Source organism: Streptosporangium sp. NPDC048047, assembly GCF_040653115.1.
Lineage (GTDB): Bacteria > Actinomycetota > Actinomycetes > Streptosporangiales > Streptosporangiaceae > Streptosporangium.
Genome location: NZ_JBEZNH010000002.1, coordinates 330,594 through 348,734, shown reverse-complemented (window position 1 = coordinate 348,734; position 18,141 = coordinate 330,594). Strand labels below are relative to the sequence as shown.

Annotated in this window: 19 protein-coding genes; 9 read left to right on the top strand and 10 right to left on the bottom strand. The window is 72.3% G+C overall.

Annotated features, from left to right (window positions below):
* Positions 1-152: 152 nt before the first annotated feature.
* The gene (locus AB0D67_RS03325; protein WP_362929351.1) at positions 153-788 is read left to right on the top strand and encodes a LysE family translocator; all 636 of its coding nucleotides are present in this window, start codon (positions 153-155) and stop codon (positions 786-788) included.
* 136 nt (positions 789-924) lie between these two features.
* Here the strand turns inward: AB0D67_RS03325 and AB0D67_RS03320 are convergent, their stop codons facing one another.
* The 3 genes from AB0D67_RS03320 to AB0D67_RS03310 all read right to left on the bottom strand — a co-directional run bounded on the left by AB0D67_RS03320 (position 925) and on the right by AB0D67_RS03310 (position 3,314).
* Complete coding sequence (locus AB0D67_RS03320; protein WP_362929349.1) at positions 925-1,155, bottom strand: hypothetical protein; 231 nt, start codon at positions 1,153-1,155, stop codon at positions 925-927.
* Between the two features lie 165 nt (positions 1,156-1,320).
* Positions 1,321-2,337 carry an aldose epimerase family protein gene (locus tag AB0D67_RS03315; RefSeq protein WP_362929347.1) on the bottom strand — a complete coding sequence of 339 codons (1,017 nt, stop codon included), beginning with the start codon at positions 2,335-2,337 and terminating at the stop codon, positions 1,321-1,323.
* Positions 2,334-3,314 carry a LacI family DNA-binding transcriptional regulator gene (locus AB0D67_RS03310; RefSeq protein WP_362929345.1) on the bottom strand — a complete coding sequence of 327 codons (981 nt, stop codon included), beginning with the start codon at positions 3,312-3,314 and terminating at the stop codon, positions 2,334-2,336. The genes AB0D67_RS03315 and AB0D67_RS03310 overlap by 4 nt, the downstream gene beginning before the upstream one ends.
* Positions 3,315-3,583: 269 nt before the next feature.
* On the opposite strand from AB0D67_RS03310, the gene AB0D67_RS03305 reads away from it, so the two are divergent.
* The 8 genes from AB0D67_RS03305 (at position 3,584) to AB0D67_RS03270 (ending at position 13,190) form a co-directional block, all read left to right on the top strand.
* Positions 3,584-4,504 (top strand): sugar ABC transporter permease, encoded by a 921-nt coding sequence (locus AB0D67_RS03305; RefSeq protein ID WP_362929343.1) that lies wholly within the window; start codon positions 3,584-3,586, stop codon positions 4,502-4,504.
* Positions 4,501-5,385 (top strand): carbohydrate ABC transporter permease, encoded by an 885-nt coding sequence (locus AB0D67_RS03300; protein ID WP_362929341.1) that lies wholly within the window; start codon positions 4,501-4,503, stop codon positions 5,383-5,385. Before AB0D67_RS03305 ends, AB0D67_RS03300 begins: the two co-directional genes overlap by 4 nt.
* Positions 5,382-6,275, top strand: coding sequence for an NAD(P)-dependent oxidoreductase (locus tag AB0D67_RS03295; RefSeq protein ID WP_362929339.1), 894 nt, complete (start codon positions 5,382-5,384; stop codon positions 6,273-6,275). The genes AB0D67_RS03300 and AB0D67_RS03295 overlap by 4 nt, the downstream gene beginning before the upstream one ends.
* Positions 6,275-7,150 (top strand): 5-dehydro-4-deoxyglucarate dehydratase, encoded by an 876-nt coding sequence (locus AB0D67_RS03290; protein ID WP_362929337.1) that lies wholly within the window; start codon positions 6,275-6,277, stop codon positions 7,148-7,150. Before AB0D67_RS03295 ends, AB0D67_RS03290 begins: the two co-directional genes overlap by 1 nt.
* On the top strand, positions 7,147-8,322 hold the full coding sequence (locus AB0D67_RS03285) for a mandelate racemase/muconate lactonizing enzyme family protein (protein ID WP_362929335.1): 1,176 nt from the start codon (positions 7,147-7,149) through the stop codon (positions 8,320-8,322). The genes AB0D67_RS03290 and AB0D67_RS03285 overlap by 4 nt, the downstream gene beginning before the upstream one ends.
* Complete coding sequence (locus tag AB0D67_RS03280; RefSeq protein ID WP_362929333.1) at positions 8,319-10,280, top strand: DUF6807 family protein; 1,962 nt, start codon at positions 8,319-8,321, stop codon at positions 10,278-10,280. Before AB0D67_RS03285 ends, AB0D67_RS03280 begins: the two co-directional genes overlap by 4 nt.
* Positions 10,281-10,473: 193 nt before the next feature.
* Positions 10,474-11,790: a sugar ABC transporter substrate-binding protein gene (locus AB0D67_RS03275; RefSeq protein WP_362929331.1), complete on the top strand. Its 1,317-nt coding sequence runs from the start codon at positions 10,474-10,476 to the stop codon at positions 11,788-11,790.
* 71 nt (positions 11,791-11,861) lie between these two features.
* A complete protein-coding gene (locus AB0D67_RS03270) occupies positions 11,862-13,190 on the top strand; it encodes a pectate lyase (RefSeq protein ID WP_362929329.1) in 1,329 nt (442 codons plus the stop codon).
* Between the two features lie 126 nt (positions 13,191-13,316).
* On the opposite strand, the gene AB0D67_RS03265 is transcribed toward AB0D67_RS03270, so the two are convergent.
* The 7 genes from AB0D67_RS03265 to AB0D67_RS03235 form a co-directional block, all read right to left on the bottom strand.
* Entirely contained in the window at positions 13,317-13,793 is a 477-nt protein-coding gene (locus tag AB0D67_RS03265) for an SRPBCC domain-containing protein (protein WP_362929327.1), read from the bottom strand.
* Positions 13,794-13,890: 97 nt separating this feature from the next.
* Positions 13,891-14,220: a metalloregulator ArsR/SmtB family transcription factor gene (locus AB0D67_RS03260; protein WP_362929325.1), complete on the bottom strand. Its 330-nt coding sequence runs from the start codon at positions 14,218-14,220 to the stop codon at positions 13,891-13,893.
* Positions 14,213-14,665: an SRPBCC domain-containing protein gene (locus AB0D67_RS03255; RefSeq protein WP_362929323.1), complete on the bottom strand. Its 453-nt coding sequence runs from the start codon at positions 14,663-14,665 to the stop codon at positions 14,213-14,215. The genes AB0D67_RS03260 and AB0D67_RS03255 overlap by 8 nt, the downstream gene beginning before the upstream one ends.
* A gap of 61 nt (positions 14,666-14,726) precedes the next feature.
* Positions 14,727-15,845, bottom strand: coding sequence for a hypothetical protein (locus AB0D67_RS03250; RefSeq protein ID WP_362929321.1), 1,119 nt, complete (start codon positions 15,843-15,845; stop codon positions 14,727-14,729).
* Positions 15,842-16,357 (bottom strand): sigma-70 family RNA polymerase sigma factor, encoded by a 516-nt coding sequence (locus AB0D67_RS03245; RefSeq protein ID WP_362929319.1) that lies wholly within the window; start codon positions 16,355-16,357, stop codon positions 15,842-15,844. Before AB0D67_RS03245 ends, AB0D67_RS03250 begins: the two co-directional genes overlap by 4 nt.
* A 5-nt stretch (positions 16,358-16,362) precedes the next feature.
* Positions 16,363-16,503, bottom strand: a complete 141-nt coding sequence (locus tag AB0D67_RS03240) for a hypothetical protein (protein ID WP_362929317.1) — start codon at positions 16,501-16,503, stop codon at positions 16,363-16,365.
* Positions 16,500-17,975 (bottom strand): aldehyde dehydrogenase (NADP(+)), encoded by a 1,476-nt coding sequence (locus AB0D67_RS03235; RefSeq protein WP_362929315.1) that lies wholly within the window; start codon positions 17,973-17,975, stop codon positions 16,500-16,502. The genes AB0D67_RS03240 and AB0D67_RS03235 overlap by 4 nt, the downstream gene beginning before the upstream one ends.
* Positions 17,976-18,141 lie beyond the last annotated feature (166 nt).

Here is an 18,141-nt window from a genome sequence, read left to right as displayed (position 1 = left end):
CCCGGCTCCCGGCTCCCGGCTCCCGGCTCCCGGCTCCCGGCTCCCGGCTCCCGGCTCCCGGCAGCGAGGGTGCCTCTCCGGTGCGGGGAAAGCACGGAGAAGGCGCGGAAAACCGGCGGCGACGGCGAGGCCGGCCGCCCTACGATACGGACATGCCGGACCTGACGACACTCGCCCTCTTCACCGCAGCGACGCTCGCCCTGCTGCTCGTGCCGGGCCCCGCGGTCTTCTACATCGTGACCCGCAGCGTCGCCCAGGGCCGGAGCGCGGGGCTGGTGTCGATGCTCGGCGTCCACCTGGGATCGGTGGTGCACGTGGCCGCCGCGGCGCTGGGGATCAGCGCCCTGCTCGCGGCCTCGGCGACCGCGTTCGCGGTGGTCAAGTATCTCGGCGCGGCCTACCTGGTGTGGCTGGGGGTGCGCAAGCTGATGACCCGTTCCGGCGACCTCGACGCGGCCGCGCCGCCGATCGCCTCCCGCTCCCGGCTGTTCTGGGAGGGCTTCGTGGTCAACGTGCTCAACCCGAAGACCGCCATCTTCTTCCTAGCGTTCCTGCCGCAGTTCACCGACCCGTCGCGGGGAGCGATCGCCCCGCAGGTCATGCTGCTGGGCGTGATCTGGATCGTCCTCGGCGTCATCAGCGACGGCGCCTACGCCCTGCTGGCCTCGGCCATGGCGGGCCGCCTGCGCCGCTCGGCCCGCGCCCGCCGCCGGCTGGACACCGGCAGCGGCGTGATCTACCTGGGCCTCGGGGCCACCGCCGCGCTCACCGGCCAGGCCCACGCCTGACCGCGCCACGAGCCCACGCCTGACGGCGCCACCGGCCTACGGGGCCACGCGCCTGACGGCGCCACCGGCCCGCGCCGCCTCACGTACGGCCGGGCCCGCGCCACCCGGGTACCGGCCGGGCCGACGCCGGCCGGGGTCAGAGGTCCACCTCGCGGGAGGCGACGACGTTGAGCGCGCCGGGCTCCCGGCCCGCCGGGGTGACGAGGACGTGCCGGCCCGGCTCCTCGTACCCGTTCTCCGACAGCCACGTCAGCGTGTAGGGGTCGAGCCGGCTGAAGTGGATCGGGCAGCCGGGCGAGAAGAGCTCGGTGCCGACCGCGTCCCGGCCGGCCTCCCCCTCGATGATCGACAGAGTGTAGACGGTCATGGCAGGCCCCCCGAGAAAGACGAGCGGCCCGCGGAGCCCCCGCGGACCGCGTTCCCGCCGGGATTCATACCCCGGGCCGCCCGTCCGGCCCCGCCGTACCGCCCCGGTCTGCCGTGACGTCCCGGATCGGCGCGCCATGCGGGGTCGGCGCGCCCGTAGGGCCGGTCAGCGGAAGCGGTAGACGGTGGTGGAGGCGAACTCCTCGCCGGGCCGCAGCACCGTCGAGGGGAAGTGCTCCTGGTTCGGCGAATCGGGGAAGTGCTGGGTCTCCAGGCAGAGCCCGGCGTGCCTGCCGTACGCCGTGGCGACGCCGTCGAGGAGGTTGCCGGTGTAGAACTGCACGCCGGGCTCGGTGGTGGTGACCTCCATGGTCAGGCCGCTCGCCGGGTCGGTGACCTCGATGCCGCCGTCCAGGACGTAGCAGTGGTCGTAGCCGCCGCCCAGCGCCGGGTCGTCGACGCGGTCCCCGATCCTGCGCGGTGCGGTGAGGTCGAACGGCGTGCCGGCCACCGGGGCGAGCTCGCCGGTCGGGATCTGCGTGTCGTCGACCGGCAGGTAGCGGGCGGCGTCGATGCGGACCACGTGGTCCAGCACGTCGCCGCCGCCGGCGAGGTTGAAGTAGGAGTGGTTGGTCAGGTTCAGCACGGTCGGCGCGTCGGTCGTCGCGCGGTAGTCGAGCCGGATCGCGTCCCCGGTCAGCGTGTAGGTGACCGAGACGGTCAGCGTGCCCGGGTAGCCCTCCTCGCCGTCGGGGCTGACGTAGGTGAGCGTCACCGCCTCCGGGGAGACCTCGGTCGCCCGCCACACGCGCTGGGAGAAACCGGCGGGCCCGCCGTGCAGGCTGTTGGGGCCGTTGTTGACCGGCAGCCGGTGGGTGACGCCGTCGAGGGTGAACCGTCCGCCCGCGATGCGGTTGCCGTACCGGCCGACGACGGCGCCGAAGTAGCGGCTGCGCGTCAGGTAGTCGTCCAGGGTGTCGCAGCCGAGCACGACATCGACCCCGGAGACCTCCAGCGACTGGAGGACCGCGCCGTAGGTGAGCACCGACGCGCGCATCCGGCCGTTCTCCAGCGTGTGCCGCCAGACCTCCTCGCCGTCGGGTGTGGTCCCGAACGGCCGGCGCGACCCGGCCTCGTCCCCGGTCGCCGTGGTGTCCCCGTTCCGTGTGGCCTCGCCGTTCACGATCGCGCCTCTCCTGTGGATTCCCGGACGACCAGTCGGGTCTCCAGGGTGGTCAGGGTGGAAGTCCTGCCGTCGCCGACGGACTGCAGCAGCAGGTCGACCGCCATCCGCCCGGCGGCGGACGTCGGCATGGCGACGGTGGTCAGCTTCGGCCGGTTCAGCCGTCCGGAGACGGTGTCGTCGACGCCGACCACGCTGACGTCGTCCGGGACCCGCACGCCCCGCTCGTACAGGCCCTCGATGAGCCCGATGGCGACCATGTCGTTGTAGGCGAGCACGCCGGTCGCGCCGGAGGCGACCACCTCGGCGGCGACGGCGAGGCCGCCCTGCTCGGTGGGCGCGTTCGGGCCGAGGATCACCAGTTCGGCGCCGGAGGCGGCGGCCGCGGCGGAGGCGGCCTCGCGCATCTGCCCGCTGGTCCACGAGCCGCTCGGCCCGGCGGCCAGGGCCAGCCTGCGGTGCCCCAGCCCGGTCAGGTGCTCGATCGCGAGCCGGGCGCCCTGGGCGACGTCCATCAGTATGGTCGGCATCCCCTTGATCCGCCGGTTCACCACGACGAACGGCACGTCGGCGTGCAGGCGCTCGATGGCCCGGTTGGACAGCCGGGGGCTGCACAGCAGCACTCCGTCCACCTGCTTGGTGAGGGTCTGGATCAGTTCCTCCTCGACCTGCGGGTCCTCGTCGGTGTCGGCGACGAACACATGGTAGTCGCGGGCCCTGGCGTGCGCCTGGGCGGCCTTGATCAGCGGGGGGAAGAACGGGTTGGAGATGTCGGCCACGATCAGGCCGATGTTGTGGGTGCGGCCCGTGGTGAGGGCGCGGGCGGCCCGGTTGGGCCGGTAGCCGAGGTCCTCGGCGACGGCGAGCACCCGGTTGCGCGTCTCGGTGTTGACCAGGTGGGGTGCCGAGAAGGTGCGGGAGACCGTCGAGACATGGACTCCCGATGCCCGCGCCACATCCCTGATCGTCGCTGCCACTGTGCTCCTTCGTCGCGCCCTGTCGCGCCCTCGTGCACATTAGTGCAAACGGTTGCAGCGCTGTCAACGGCACGGGATCGAGCTCCCCGAAACACCATGGCAACGGTTGCACCGAACCCGCTTCGGAAAATACGGGAAAACTCGCTGGTGAGCCCGGGTTTACCAAATTGAGCCCTTGACGTTGCGAACAGATGTCCGCCATGTTTCATGCAACCGGTTGCAGCTCGCGACGCCGAATCCCCCCGTCGAACACGAAGGAGTCGCCGGTCATGGCAATCTCCACGGCCTCCACGGCGAACCATCGGATGCGCCGGTCGCGCGGCGCCGCGCGAACCCCCTACCTGCTGATCGCCCCCGCGGTGATCGCGATGCTCGGGTTCCTGGTCTACCCGATGGCCAGCGTCATCTACTACAGCCTGCAGAACTACAACGTCACCAAACCCTGGGACAACGGCTTCGCCGGCCTGGACAACTTCCGCCGGCTGCTGTTCGAGGACCCGCTGTTCTGGCAGAGCCTCGGCTTCAGCGTCCGGTGGGTCGCCGTCGAGGTGGGACTGCAGCTGGTCTTCGGCCTCTTCCTGGCGCTGATCGTGAACGAGACCTTCGTCGGCCGGGGACTGTCACGGGCCCTGGTGTTCTCCCCCTGGGCCGTGTCCGGGGTGCTGACCACCGGGATCTGGGTGCTGCTCTACAACCCCACGACCGGCGTGTCCCGTTACCTCGCCGACCTGGGGCTCATCGAGTACGGCGCCGCCCCGCTGGCCCAGCCCGGCACCGTGTTCTGGGCGGCGGTCCTGGCCGAGCTGTGGCGCGGGGTGCCGTTCTTCGCGATCCTGCTCCTCGCCGACCTGCAGAGCATCCCCAGGGAGCTGTACGAGGCGGCGTCGGTGGACGGCGCCACCCGCCGCCAGCGGTTCCTGAACGTCACGCTGCCGCACCTCAAGGACGCGATCGTCCTGTCCACGCTGCTGCGCTGCGTGTGGGAGTTCAACAACGTCGACCTGCTGTACACGCTGACCGGCGGCGGCCCGGCGCACGCGACGACCACGCTGCCGCTGTACGTGGCGAGCAAGGCCGCGCAGTCCCACGACTTCGGGTACGGCTCGGCGCTGACCACCGCCGCGTTCCTCATCCTGACCTTCTTCTCGATCGCCTACCTGCGACTGAGCAAGTTCGGAGCCAAGTCATGACCGTCCAGACGGCCGCACGGCCACGTCTCCCCGGCCCGACGACGGCGCCCCGGGGCACGAAGAGCCGGGAGAGGATGCGGGTCAGCCGCTGGCAGATCTGGGTCCCGCTCGGGCTCTACCTCCTGTTCACGCTGGTCCCCTTCTACTGGATGCTGGTCTTCGCCGTACGGCCCAGGGGATCGACCTCGCTGCTGCCCTGGCCGGTCACCTTCGACAACTTCGAGACCGTCTGGAACGAGCTCGGGTTCGCGGTCTTCTTCAAGAACAGCCTGATGGTCGGCGTCGCCTCGCTGATCATGACCACGGTGATCGCGCTGGCCGGCGGCTACGCCCTGGCCCGGTACGACTTCCGCGGCAAGAAGGCGTTCATGCTCGGGATGCTCTGCACGCAGTTCATCCCCGGCGCGATGATGCTGATCCCGCTGTTCGAGATCTTCCGGACCCTCGGCCTGGTCAACTCGCTGTGGAGCCTGGTGATCGCCGAGACCGTCTTCCAGCTCCCGCTCTCGCTCATCCTGATCAGCGGCTTCATCCGGAACGTGCCGATCGAGCTGGAGCAGGCCGCGTGGGTGGACGGCTGCGGACGGCTGCGCGCCTTCTTCGCCGTCGTGCTGCCGCTGCTGCGCCCGGCGCTGGTGGCGGTCGGCTCCTTCGCCTTCATCCACAGCTGGAACAACTTCCTGTTCGCGCTGATGTTCGTCAGCGAGCAGGAGAAGTTCACGGTGCCGGTCGGCCTCGCCTACTCACTGGGCGAGTTCAGCGTCGACTTCGGCGCGCTGGCCGCGGGCGGCGTCGTCGCCGCCGTGCCCGTCGTCCTGGTCTTCGCCGTCATCCAACGCTATCTCGTGCAGGGCATGTCCGCCGGCGCGGTGAAGGGATGAGTCCTGTGGTCCGCACTCTCGTCACCGGAAGCGCCGGCCGGTTCGGCCGCAGCGTGGTCACCGCGCTCGCCGAGGCGGGTCACGAGGTGATCGGCGTGGACACCGCGCCCGGCACCCCCGCCGGCGCCGCCGAGACGCTCCCGGCCGACCTGACCGACCTCGGCGAGACGTTCGAGGTGATGACGCGCTTCCGCCCGGACGCCGTGGTCCACCTCGCCGCGATCGCCACCCCGTTCAGCCGGACCGACGCCTTCACCTTCCGGGTCAACACCCAGCTCGCGTTCAACGTGTGCGAGGCGGCCTGCGGCGTCGGCGTCGAGCGGGTCGTGGTCGCCAGCAGCCCCACGGTCATCGGGTACGGCACGCCGGGCTGGAAGCCGTCCTACCTGCCGATCGACGAGGACCACCCGGTCGCCCCGGGCAACGCCTACAGCCTGTCGAAGCTGGTCGCCGAGCAGGTGACGGCCTCCTTCGCCCGCCGGTCGCCCGCGAGGTTCGCGGCCGTGCGGCCCTGCTTCGTCGTCGCCCCCGAGGAGTGGGCGGGCGCGCCCACCCAGTCCGGGCACACGATCGCCGAACGGCTGGACCGGCCGGAGCTGGCCGGGACGTCGCTGTTCAACTACATCGACGCCCGCGACGCCTCGGACCTGGTGCTGACCCTGCTGGACCGGCTTCCGGAGCTGCCGTCGGGCGAGGTGTTCTTCGCGAGCGCGGCCGACGCGCTGGCCCGCGAGCCCCTGGCTGAGCTGCTGCCCCGGCTCAACCCCGCCACGGCGGAGTTCGCGGCCGGTCTGACCGGCTCCTCCCCCGCGTTCTCCTCCGCCAAGGCCGGACGACTTCTCGGCTGGCAGGCCAAGCGCAGCTGGCGCACAGAGATCGGAGAGTCCTGATGAACCTCAGCGGAGTGCTGTTCTTCCCCGTCACGCCGTTCGGACCGGACGGCTCCCTGGCCGAGGACGTGCTGGCCGAGCACCTGCGGCGCGGTCTCGCTCACTCGCCGGGCGGGGTCTTCGTGGCCTGCGGGACCGGCGAGTTCTCCGCCCTGTCGGAGGCCGAGCACGCCCGCGCGGTGCGGGTCGCCACCGAGACCGTCGGCGGCCGGGTGCCGGTGCTGGCCGGGGCGGGCGGCCCGATCGGCGCCGCGCTCGCCCAGGCGCGGGCGGCCCGGGAGGCCGGCGCGGACGGGCTGCTGCTCATGCCGCCCTACCTGACGAACGGCCCGCGCGAAGGCTACGCGGCCTACGTGGCGGCGGTCGCCGAGGTGCTGCCCGTGATCATCTACCAGCGCGGCTCGGTGGTGCTGACCCCCGAGCAGGCCGTGGAGCTGTCCCGGATCCCGGGCGTCGCCGGCATCAAGGACGGCGTCGGCGACATCGACCTCATGCAGCGCACGGTGCTGGCGGTGCGGGAGGAACGGCCGGATTTCCTGTTCTTCAACGGGCTGCCCACGGCCGAGCTGACCATGCCCGCCTACCGAGGCATCGGCGTGGACCTGTACTCCAGCGCGGTGTTCTGCTTCGCCCCGGAGATCGCCACCGCCTACCTCAACGGCGACGAGCGGCTGATCAGGGAGTTCTACGCGCCGCTGGTACGGCTGCGCGGCAAGGTCCCCGGGTACGCGGTGTCGCTGGTCAAGGCCGGGGTGCGGTACCGGGGGCTGGACGCCGGCCCGGTCCGGCCGCCGCTGGTCGAGCCGTCCGCCGAGCACCTGGAGGAACTCGTCAAGCTGACCACGACCGGGCTCGCCCTGGTGGAGGGACGATGACCGGCGGCGCGCCGTCCGGCTCCGGGACGCCGCCGGACGGCGCACCGGCGGAGGCCGCGCGGCCGGGCGGGCCGGGCGGCGGGATGGCGACGGGCGGCCTCGCCGGCGGGCGTCCGGTGGTCACCGGCCTGTCCACGACGCTGCGGACCGTGGCCCTGTCCCGCCCGTGGGGCGTCGACGTGCCCGCCAACCACGTCATCGTCGTGGAGCTGACCCTGTCGGACGGCCGTACCGGGCGCGGCTTCTCCTGGACGCCGCAGATCGGGGCGCACGCCGTACGGGCGCTGCTGGACCACGAGATCCGCGAGGCCGTCATCGGGTGCGAGCCGCACCCGGAGGTCGTGTGGGACCGGCTGTGGCGGCACCTGCGGGAGGCCGGCGGCGGCGGCCTGACCACGATCGCGCTGGCCGGGGTGGACCTGGCGCTGTGGGACCTGCGCTGCGGGGACGGCGGGCTGGTCGGGACGCTCGGCCGGCGGCGCGACAGCGTCCCGGTGTACGGCAGCGGCGTCAACCTGCACTACCCGCTGGAGGAGCTCGTCGCGCAGGCGGAGCGGTGGCGCGCGGCCGGCTACCCGGCGGTCAAGGTCAAGGTGGGCCGCGACGCCCTGCGGGAGGACGTGGCGCGGGTCGCGGCGGTGCGCGAGGTGATCGGCCCGGACACGCTCCTCATGGTCGACGCCAACCAGCGCTGGGACCTGCCGAGGGCGCGGCGGGCCATCGCGGCGCTGTCGGAGTACGACCTGCACTGGGTGGAGGAGCCGCTGCCCGCCGACGACGTGACCGGCCAGGCCCGGCTGCGCTCGTGCGTGGACGTGCCGATCGCCGTCGGCGAGAGCGCCTACTCCATCCACGACTTCCGGGACCTGCTCGCCGCCGGAGCCTGCGACATCGTCCAGCCGAACGTGGTCCGGGTCGGCGGGATCACCCCGCTGCTGCGGATCGCCGAGCTGGCCAGGGCGTTCGGCGTGCCGGTCTACCCGCACCTGCTGCCGGAGATCTCCGGCCAGCTCGCCCTGGCCCTGCCGCTGCCGTGCATGGCCGAGGAGGTCGAGGACGCCTCCTTCGCCGCGCTCGGCCTGATCGACGAGCCGTACCCGGTCTCGGTGAAGGCGGGCGAACTGCGCGCCGGGGACCACCGCGGCCTGGGACTGAACTGGAGGGCGCCGTGACGGAACCCGTCAGGGTCGTGCTGGCCGGCGCCCACGGGCACGGCTGGTGGCACCTGGAGAACCTGCGGCGCCTGTCCGCCGCCAGGACGGTCGAGCTGGCCGGGGTGTGCGACGTGCGGCCCGTCGAAGGGCTGCCCGAGGGGGTCGCGTTCTCCGGCGACCTGGAGGAGCTGATCAGGCGGACCGGCGCCGAGGCGGCGATCCTGTGCACACCGATCCACACCCACGCCGACCTCGCGGTCCGGGCGCTGCGCGCCGGGGCGCACCTGCTGCTGGAGAAGCCGCCCGCCTCCACCTACGAAGGCTACGAGCGGATCGCCGCCGCCGTACGGGAGACCGGGCTGGCCTGCCAGGTGGGTTTCCAGAGCCTCGGCTCCGAGGCGGTCCCTGCGGTGCGGAAGCTGGTCCGCGACGGGGCGATCGGCCGGGTCACCGGGATCGGCGCGGCGGGCGCCTGGGCGCGCCCCTACTCCTACTACTCGCGGGTGCCGTGGGCCGGGAGGCGGCGGGCCGACGGCGTCGACGTGGTGGACGGCGTCCTCACCAACCCGCTGGCGCACGCCGTGGCCACCGCGATCGCCGTCTCCGGCGCGGAGGTCGAGTCGGTCGAGGTGGAGCTCTACCGCGCCAACGAGATCGAGGCGGACGACACCTCGTCCGCGCGGCTGCGGATGGACGACGGGACGACGGTCACGGTGGCCGTGTCGCTGTGCGCCGACCGGCGGCACGAGCCGTACCTGGTCGTGCACGGCGAGACCGGGCGGATCCGGCTCACCTACACCGAGGACCGCGTCGAGTTCGGCGGCGCGTCGGCGACGCACCCCCGGACCGACCTGCTGGAGAACCTGGTCGCGCACCTCCGCGGCGAGGCGGACCTGCTGGTCCCGCTGGAGCGGACCGCCGGGTTCATGCGGGTCCTGGAGGCCGTACGGCTGGCACCCGAACCCCGGGTGATCCCCGACGCCTTCCAGGAGGTCGGTGCGGAGCAGCGCGTGCTGCCCGGGATCGCCGAGGTCACGGCGGCGAGCGCGGAGCGCCTGGCGCTGTACTCGGAGCTGGACGTGCCGTGGGCCCCGACCGCCGCCGCGCCGCCCGCCCTCGCGACCACCGGCTCGTCCGACTCGGCCGGTCCGGATGAATCGGATGAATCGGCCGTGGGTCTCGACGTCGGCGGAGTGCGGGTGGCCGAGTACGTGATCCGGCCCCGGCTGCCCGGGACGTCGTCGCCCCGCCCCTACCTGCACCCCGTGCGGACGCTGGGCGGGACCGTCGTCACCGAGTTCGCCCCCGCCGACCATGTGCACCACCTGGGGGTGAGCGTCGCCGTGTCCGACCTGGGCGGCGCCAACTTCTGGGGCGGGCGCACCTACGTCCGCGACCACGGGCCCGCCTGGCTCGGCGACCACGGCTCCCAGCGCCACCTGGCCTTCCTCCGGCGCGACCCGGCCGGCTTCACCGAGACGCTGTCCTGGCGCGGGCCCGACGGGACGGAGATCGCCCTGGAGGAGCGCGAGGTCCGGGCGGTGGAGCTCGACGGCTGCTGGGCGCTCGACTTCTCCTTCACGCTGACGAACCTCACCGGCGCGCCGCTCGAGGTCCGCAGCTCGGCCACCAAGGGCAGGACCGGGGCCGGCTACGGCGGCTTCTTCTGGCGGGCGCCGGGCGAGACCGCCGACCGGGAGGTCTTCACCGAGGACGCCGAGGGCGAGGACCGGGTGCACGGCTCCACCGCCCCCTGGCTCGCCCTGGCCTCCCCCGGCTGGACCCTGGTCTTCGCCCAGCGGTCGGACCCCTGGTTCGTCCGCACCGAGGAGTATCCGGGGGTGGGCCCCGCGCTCGCCTGGGAGAGGCCACTGGTCGTCGAGGACGCCCTGGCCCGCAGGGTCGTCACCGTCGTCGCGGACGGGCGGCTGGACCGCGCCGCCGCCGCGGCACTGGCAGAGAAGGCCACGACATGATCTCCGGCCACCGCGGGCCCGGCCTCCGGGCCCGCGGCCGCCGGGAGGGGCCCGCGCGGGCGGGTCTCGGACGCACCTCCGGCGGGCCGTGCCCGGCCCGCCGGAACGACAGGGAAGATCTCACGCCGCCGGTCCTCCGGAGGCGTCACCATCACAGCGATGTCGGGGGACAGACACTGAAAGGCAGGGAGCAATGACTGCTCACTCGAAGCGCCTGGCGGTCCTCGCCACCGCGCTCATGCTCGGTTCCGGTCTGGCCGCGTGCGGCTCGGACGACAGCGCGTCCTCCGACGGCACCACCACGATCACCTTCTGGGACGACAACGGCGGCCCCGCCCGGACGCCGGTGTGGCAGCACATCATCGACGAGTTCCAGAAGGCGAACCCGAAGATCAAGGTGAAGTACGTCGGCATCCCGATCGCGCAGGTCCAGCAGAAGTACGACACCGCCATCGCCGGCGGCGGCCTGCCCGACGTCGGCGGCGTCTCCACCGCGATGCTGGCCAGCCTCGTGGCGCAGAAGGCGCTCGACCCGCTGGACACCCGGATCTCCGGCGGGGCGCTGAACGGCAAGCTGAACGAGCAGGTGGTGAACACCGTCAAGGCGACCGTGCCCGACGCCAAGACCTACATGATGCCGATGTCCACCAACATGGGCGTCTTCTGGTACCGGACCGACTGGTTCAAGGAGGCCGGGCTGGAGGAGCCCAAGTCCTGGGACGAGTTCTTCACCGCCGCCCAGAAGCTGACCGACAAGTCCAAGAACCGCTACGGCTTCACCATCCGCGGCGGCGCGGGCTCGATCGCGCAGATGATCGAGGTCGTCTACGGCCAGTCGGGCATCACCGAGATCTTCGACGCCTCCGGCAAGGCGACGGTCAACGACCCGAGGAACGTGGCCGCCCTGGAGAAGCTGGTCGGCATGTACGACAAGGTCACCCCGCAGGCCGACATCAACAACGACTACGTGAAGATGGTCGCCCAGTTCGACGGCGGCACCGTCGCGATCATGCAGCACAACCTCGGGTCGTACAACGACCACGTCAAGGCGTTCGGCAAGGACAAGGTGGCGGCCATGCCGGTGCCGAAGTCCGACGGCGGCGTCCAGACGGTCCTGTCCAACCCGGTCGCCGGGATCGGCCTGTTCGCGAGCGGCAAGAACAAGGACGCCGCCTACAGGTTCGCCGAGTTCGCCGCCTCCAAGGCGATGAACAGCTACTGGGCCGAGAAGACCGGTGTGCTGCCGGCCAACACCGAGGTCAACGACGAGCCGTGGATCACGGATCTGCAGCACGTCTCCATGGCGGTCAAGGTGCTCAACGACCCGGCCACCAAGGTCGTGCAGATGCCGTACTACCTGCCCGAGTTCAACGCGATCACCAAGACCGACGCGGAGCCGGAGTTCCAGAAGGTCCTGCAGGGCAGCCAGACCGCCAAGCAGTTCCTGGACACCCTCGCGGCCAAGCTGACCGAGGCCCAGGCCTCCTACAAGCAGCGCAACGGCGGCTGACCTTCCTGGCGCCGGTCCCGCGACCGGCGCCTCCCCCTCCCCTCACCTGACCTGATCTGCGGAGGAATTTCATGAAACGGACAGTCACCCTCGCTGCCCTGTTGTCCCTGGCGGCTCTGGCCGCCCCGCCCGCGCTTGCGGCGGCCCCCGGCCCCGCCGCCCCGGCCACCTCGTCCGGTCACGGTCACGGTAACGGCCACGGCGCCGACCTGGGCCGGCAGACCCTTCCCAGAGGCGACGGCTGGGCCTCCGAGGGGACGGGCACCACCGGCGGCGCCGCCGCGCCCGCCGCGAACGTCCGTACGGTCACCACCCGCACCGAGCTGGCCGCCGCGCTCGCCTCGCCGGGGCCGAGGATCATCTATGTCTCGGGGACCATCGCACCGGACAAGACCTGCGCCGACTACGTGACCGGCGGCTACTCCCTGGAGGCCTACCTCGCGGCCTACGACCCCGCGGTGTGGGGCCGGGACACCGAGCCGTCCGGACCGCAGGAGGACGCGCGTGCCGCCTCCGCGGCCCGGCAGACCGCGGACATCAAGCTCAAGGTGCCCTCGAACACCACCATCGTCGGCGTGGGCGGGAACGCCGTCATCCGCGGCGTCAACCTGCACGTCGACAAGGCCGACAACGTCATCATCCGCAACATCACCTTCGAGGACACCGCCGACTGCTTCCCGCAGTGGGACCCCACCGACGGTGACGAGGGCAACTGGAACTCCCTCTACGACAACATCTCGGTGACCGGCTCGACGCACGTGTGGGCGGACCACAACACCTTCAGTGACGGCGACAACCCCGACTCCGGCCAGCCGCTGTACTTCGGGCGGCCCTACCAGGTCCACGATGGGCAGCTCGACATCACCTCGGGCTCCAACTACGTGACGGCGTCGTGGAACCGGTTCACCGACCACGACAAGACGATGCTGATCGGCTCGACCAACAACCCGGCCACCGACTCGGGCAAGCTCAAGGTCACCGTCCATCACAACCACTTCAGGAACACGCTCCAGCGGCTGCCCCGGGTCCGCTTCGGCCAGGTGCACGTCTACAACAACTACTACGAGGTGCCGGGCGACTCGGGCTTCGAGTACGCGCTGGGCGTGGGCGTGGGGTCGCAGATCTTCGCGGAGAACAACTTCTTCCGGCTCGGCCGCGCGGTGGACCCGGCGTCGCTGCTCCACAACTGGGGCGGCACCTCCCTCACCGCCCGCGGCAACGTGCTGCGGGTCGGCGGCAGGGTCTCCCCGATCGACCTCGTCGCGGTCTACAACGCCGAGCACGACCCCGACCTCGGCTCCGACGCGGGCTGGACCCCGGTCCTGCACACCGGGATCGACCCGGCGGAGTCGGTCCGGCTGTCGGTGTCGCAGCACGCGGGCGCGGGCCGCGTGCGCTGACCCTCTCAGGGAGCCGGGGCCCCGGTCGCGTACGGCGGACCGGGGCCCCGGCGCGTGAACCGGCCCTCATGAACCGGCCCTCGTGAACCGATCCCCGCGAACCGGCCCGCCGTCGCACGACCGCCTTCAGCCGAGTCGCGCCAGCGCCTTCGCGTTCCGGACGGCGTTGTCACGATCACCCCGGCCGGTGGTGATCAGGCTCCTCAGGCTGCCGGCGACGTAACCGTCCCAGGCCGTCGTGCAGACGTCGAAGCATTCGTAGTCGGGGACCAGCCCCTGGTGTGTGAAGCGGAGCCGCGTCCCACCGTCCTCCTCGGAGATCTCGAAGACGATCTTCGTGCCGATCCACTCGGTCTTGTCCCGGGTGAAGCCGAAGTGGTTGTCCAGGCACAGCCAGACGACCCTCTCCCCGGGCACGAGCTCCACGATCCGCATCGTGCAGTGGTGGTTCTCTCCGGAACGGTAGGTGAACTCGCCGTCGAGCTCGTCGGTGGGCCCTTCGATGTCCTGCGACCACCACTCGCGGACGTCGGTGACGGCGGCGAAGACCTCCTCAGGGGTCTGGTCCACCAGGAACGTTATGGTGTGTCCCGAATCGCTCATGGTCGTGTTTCCTTCCCTTCGCGGGTGGCGCCGTGCTCCCGGCGTCACCATGGGCATGAGGGAGCGATGTCCTGACATCACTCCAGGTGCGAGCACATCACTCCAGGTGTGAGCGCAGTGCCGCGAGATGTCCGTCCCAGTCGCGGGCCAGGGCGGCGAGGAACCGCTGCGCGACCCGCATCGGCTCCGCCTGCAGGCGGTAGCGGATCCTGCGCCTTTCGCCGGGCTCGGCCGCCACGAGGCCCGCCTCGGCGAGCACCGCGAGGTGCTTGGCGATCCCCTGCCTGGTGATCGGCAGCCTGGCGGCCAGGTCCGTCGCGGTGGCCGGTCCCCCCTCGGCGAGCGCGGCGAGGATGGCGCGCCGGTTCGGGTCGGCCAGTGCCGCGAAGACGGCCTCCGCGACGGCTTCCGACGCCTGGTCAGACACGGAGATAGGCGGCCAGCTCGTCGAGTTCGTGTGCCCAGCCCTGGGTGTTGCCGTCGAACGCTCCGCGGTGCTCGGCCGGTTCGAGCTGGGCGAATCCGGTCTCGACGACGGTGACGACGGTGCCGTCGCCGTCCGGCGTGAGGGTGAACTCGACGTAGGTACGGCGCGGGTCGTGGTCGGGCAGGCCGTGGATGTGCCACGTGTACCCGAAGACCGTCCGCGGCTCGATCCGCTCGATGCGCAGCTCCGCCGCGTCGCCGCTCTTCCAGGTCAGTTTCGCGGTGCCGCCGACGCTCAGGTCGATCTCGGCGTTGTCGCCGAACCAGGCGCCGAGTCCCTCGGCCGTGGTGACGGCGTCCCACACCCGCTCCACCGGCCGGTTCACGCGCACGGTGCGTTCGATTCGATCAGGAAACCCCACGGGGCACCTCCAAATAGCAACCATTCGGTTGCCATAACCATATGGCAACCGAATGGTTGCGTCAATCACGACCCGGAGCACCGCCTCACGACCTCGGCGTGGCGACCTTGCCGGCGATCCTGGGGTCATCGGCGCCGATCCGTTCCAGACCGGCCGCGATGCGCAGCGCCTCATCCCGGCCGAGACGGCCCCCCAGGGAGAACCGGCGGCCGTCCGCCGCCATCCAGATCAGGCGGACCTCCTCCGCGCCCTCATGCGCGAGGTAGCCAACGCCGCGTACCGAGGGGTCCTTCGCCGCGATCGTCACCCTCTCGGCGCCCTCGTGGGCGAGGGGGTTGCGGCCGCGGTCCTCGACGGTCAGGGAGAATCCGCCGTCCTGCTCGAACGTCCCGTAGGTGGCGCTCATCCGCCATCGGGGCCTCGGCGCGTGCCCCGCGGAGTCAACGGTGACCGTGAAACCCTCCGGCAACGGCCAGCGGGTCACCGTACCGCCCTCCAGGACGAGTCCGCCGAGTGCGGCGAGCACCTTGTCCGCCGGAAGCCCCCGGGACCGGGCGCTCCACCACAGTCCGTGCTCCCGCCAGGCCACCACCAGCGCCCCGGCGGTCCGGGCCGCCTCGTCCGCGGGGCGGAGCAACTGCCCGCCGGCACCGCGCACCGTCACGTCGGTGAGCCGGCCCGGGTCGTCGGCCTCCAACGGGCCCGCCCCCGGCCCCCACAGGGTGATCACCGGTGTCGCGCCCGGGCCGCCGGAACCGGTCTGTTCGGCCACAGCCGAGGGGCGGGTGCCCTCGGCGGGGAGGTCGTCCGGACCGCACGGCGCCACGGCGGCCGCGAAACCGGTCAGCGGGGGCGCCGGCAGCGAACGCGCCGGCAGATAGCGCCCCTCGGGCGGCAGTGCGCCCGGGTCGGTGAGCGAGTCGACGCATTCCAGTCCTCCCGCCTGGGCGGGGGGCGGGGCGAACACGTCCCAGGCGGCGGTTCCCGCCGGCCGCTCCCAGGGCTGCCCCGGGACGACGACCCCGGAGAGCGCCAGCACCACCGCTCCGGCCACGGTCCCCACCGCCGCGACCGCGACGTGTGCGCTGCGCCGCCGGCGGCGCAGCGTGCGGGCGCGGTCCTCGATCTCCGCCAGCGGGCGGGCCGGCCCCGCCGGCAGATGGTCTCCCAGCCTCCGCAGCTCGTCCTCGTCGATCGACGTCATCGCTCTGCCCCCTTCGGCTCCTCGGACAGCACCTGAGCGAGGCGTTTACGGGCATGGTGCAGGGTCGCCGAGACCGAACCGGTCGCCACCCCCATCGCCTCGGCCACCTCCGCCACGCTCAGGTCCGCGACGTACCGCAGCACGACCGCGGTCCTGGTCCGGGGCGGGAGGCCGGACACCGCCCGCCACAGCGCGGTGTCCGGTTCCTCAGGCGGAGGGTGATGAAGCTCCCCCTCCGCCCGGCGGCGTTGCAGATACCGGCGTTCCAGGCGCAGCCGCCGGAACCTCGACCGGGCCTCGTTCAGCGCGACCCGGTACACCCAGGCGCGCCGGGAGTCCGCCCGCCGGACCTTCGGCCAGTGCACCAGTGCCTTGGCGAACGCCTCGGCCGTGGCCTCCTCGCCGAGGTCGGCGTCGCCCACGGCGAGCGTCACCGCTCGCCGGATCTCCACGAACGCCTCGGCGTACCACTCGGCGAAGTCGTCCGCCGTCACATTCCGCGCCTCGCTCATGCCGCCTAGACGCGGAGGCGCCGGTTTTCCTTTAGCGCCCGGTTTTCCTTGAGCCCCCGATCTTCCTTGAGCACCTGGTCTTCCTTGAGCACCCGGTCTTCCTTGAGCGCCCGGTGCCGCCGGCCGTCCCCCGGCGTCACCGTCACCCTCCAGTCCGCAGGACCCCGTCGACCCGGCGCGGAACGCCGAGGGGGTTGTCGTCGCGCAGCTCCGGCGGGAGCAGCTCGGCGGGCCAGTCCTGGTAGGAGACGGGCGTCAGCCAGCGGCGGATCGCGGCGGCGCCGACCGAGGTGTGGGCGGGGGCGGTGCTGGAGGGCCAGGGGCCGCCGTGGTGCATCGCCCAGCTCACCGCGACCCCGGTGGGCCAGCCGTTCCAGATCAGCCTCCCGGCCTTCCCGAGGAGCACCTCGGCGACCTCGCGGGCCTCTCCGGGGTCGCTTCCGTGGACGGTGGCGGTGAGCGCCCCGTCAAGCCGCTCCAGTACGGCGGGCAGCTCGGCGGGGTCTGCGTAGGTGACCACGATCGCGGCGGGGCCGAAGCACTCCTCGGCGATGCCGGGCAGGGCCTCGGCGAACGCCGCCAGGTCGACGGTGAACACCTGCGGCGTCACCGCGAACGCGCCCTCGCCGGGCCGTCCCTCGGCGAGGGGGGTGAGCGCGCCCAGCCGCTCCAGCCCGTGCAGGAACCCGCCCCGCATCCGCTCGGTCAGCATCGGTCCGCCCGCGGTGGCGGCGACCGCCTCGGCGACGGACTTCAGCAGCTCGGCGTCGTCGGGAACGAACATCAGGCCCGGATTGGTGCAGAACTGGCCGACGCCCAGGGTGAGCGAGGCGGCGAACCCCGCCGCCAGGCCCTTGCCGTGGTCCTGGGACAGGGCGGAGGGCAGGACGACCACCGGGTTGACGCTGCCCAGCTCGCCGTAGAACGGGATCGGATCGGGCCGCTCGTCGATGAGCGCCTGGATGGCCTTGCCGCCGGGGATCGACCCGGTGAAGCCGACCGCCGCCACCTCGGGGTGCCGTGCCAGGGCCTTGCCGGCGTCCAGCCCCCGGACGAGGCCGAGGAGCGCGGGGTCGGGCAGGGCGCCCTGGATGATCCGGTGGGACAGCTCGGAGGTGCGGGGGTGCCCGTCGTGCGCCTTGACCACCACCGGGCAGCCGGCGGCCAGGGCCGAGGCGGTGTCGCCGCCGGCGACCGAGAACGCGAAGGGGAAGTTGCTCGCCGCGAACACGCCGGCCACACCGGGCAGCGGGTGGTTCATGCGGCGCAGGTCGGGGGTGGGCGGCTCCGCCTTGGCATGGTCGATCACCGCCTCGACGTGGGCGCCGTCGCGCAGGACCCGGGCGAAGAGCCGGAACTGCCCGGCGGCCCGGCCGACCTCGCCGCGCAGCCGTACCTCGCCGAGGGCGGTCTCGGCGTCGGCGGCCCGCCACAGCTCCTCGATGTTCGCCTCCAGCGCGTCGGCGACCGCTTCGAGGACGACGGCCCTGTCGGCGGCCCGCCAGGCGGGTGCGGCGGCGTGCGCGGCGCGGACGGCGGCGTCCACCTCCTCGTCGGAGGTGAGGGGGAAGGGATCGCCGAAGGACTCGCCGGTCCGGGGGTCATATGAGTGGATCAACGCGGAGCAACCTTTCATCACCGTGAAGCGCCCCCATGGAGGCACACGAGAACCACTCTCTTACGGTAAGCGCTTTCCGCAACAGGGGGTAATATTTTACTGTGTTCATTGCGACGCTGCGCGTCGCGGCTCGGGGGCTGGTAACCGATGTCTTCCCTCGTCACTC

Bases quoted from the DNA above. Each gene is read 5' to 3' on its own strand.
- AB0D67_RS03325 (WP_362929351.1), top strand. From the start codon at position 153: ATGCCGGACCTGACGACACTCGCCCTCTTCACCGCAGCGACGCTCGCC.
- AB0D67_RS03320 (WP_362929349.1), bottom strand. From the start codon at position 1,155: ATGACCGTCTACACTCTGTCGATCATCGAGGGGGAGGCCGGCCGGGAC.
- AB0D67_RS03305 (WP_362929343.1), top strand. From the start codon at position 3,584: ATGGCAATCTCCACGGCCTCCACGGCGAACCATCGGATGCGCCGGTCG.
- AB0D67_RS03300 (WP_362929341.1), top strand. From the start codon at position 4,501: ATGACCGTCCAGACGGCCGCACGGCCACGTCTCCCCGGCCCGACGACG.
- AB0D67_RS03295 (WP_362929339.1), top strand. From the start codon at position 5,382: ATGAGTCCTGTGGTCCGCACTCTCGTCACCGGAAGCGCCGGCCGGTTC.
- AB0D67_RS03290 (WP_362929337.1), top strand. From the start codon at position 6,275: ATGAACCTCAGCGGAGTGCTGTTCTTCCCCGTCACGCCGTTCGGACCG.
- AB0D67_RS03285 (WP_362929335.1), top strand. From the start codon at position 7,147: ATGACCGGCGGCGCGCCGTCCGGCTCCGGGACGCCGCCGGACGGCGCA.
- AB0D67_RS03275 (WP_362929331.1), top strand. From the start codon at position 10,474: ATGACTGCTCACTCGAAGCGCCTGGCGGTCCTCGCCACCGCGCTCATG.
- AB0D67_RS03270 (WP_362929329.1), top strand. From the start codon at position 11,862: ATGAAACGGACAGTCACCCTCGCTGCCCTGTTGTCCCTGGCGGCTCTG.
- AB0D67_RS03265 (WP_362929327.1), bottom strand. From the start codon at position 13,793: ATGAGCGATTCGGGACACACCATAACGTTCCTGGTGGACCAGACCCCT.
- AB0D67_RS03255 (WP_362929323.1), bottom strand. From the start codon at position 14,665: ATGGTTGCTATTTGGAGGTGCCCCGTGGGGTTTCCTGATCGAATCGAA.
- AB0D67_RS03250 (WP_362929321.1), bottom strand. From the start codon at position 15,845: ATGACGTCGATCGACGAGGACGAGCTGCGGAGGCTGGGAGACCATCTG.
- AB0D67_RS03245 (WP_362929319.1), bottom strand. From the start codon at position 16,357: ATGAGCGAGGCGCGGAATGTGACGGCGGACGACTTCGCCGAGTGGTAC.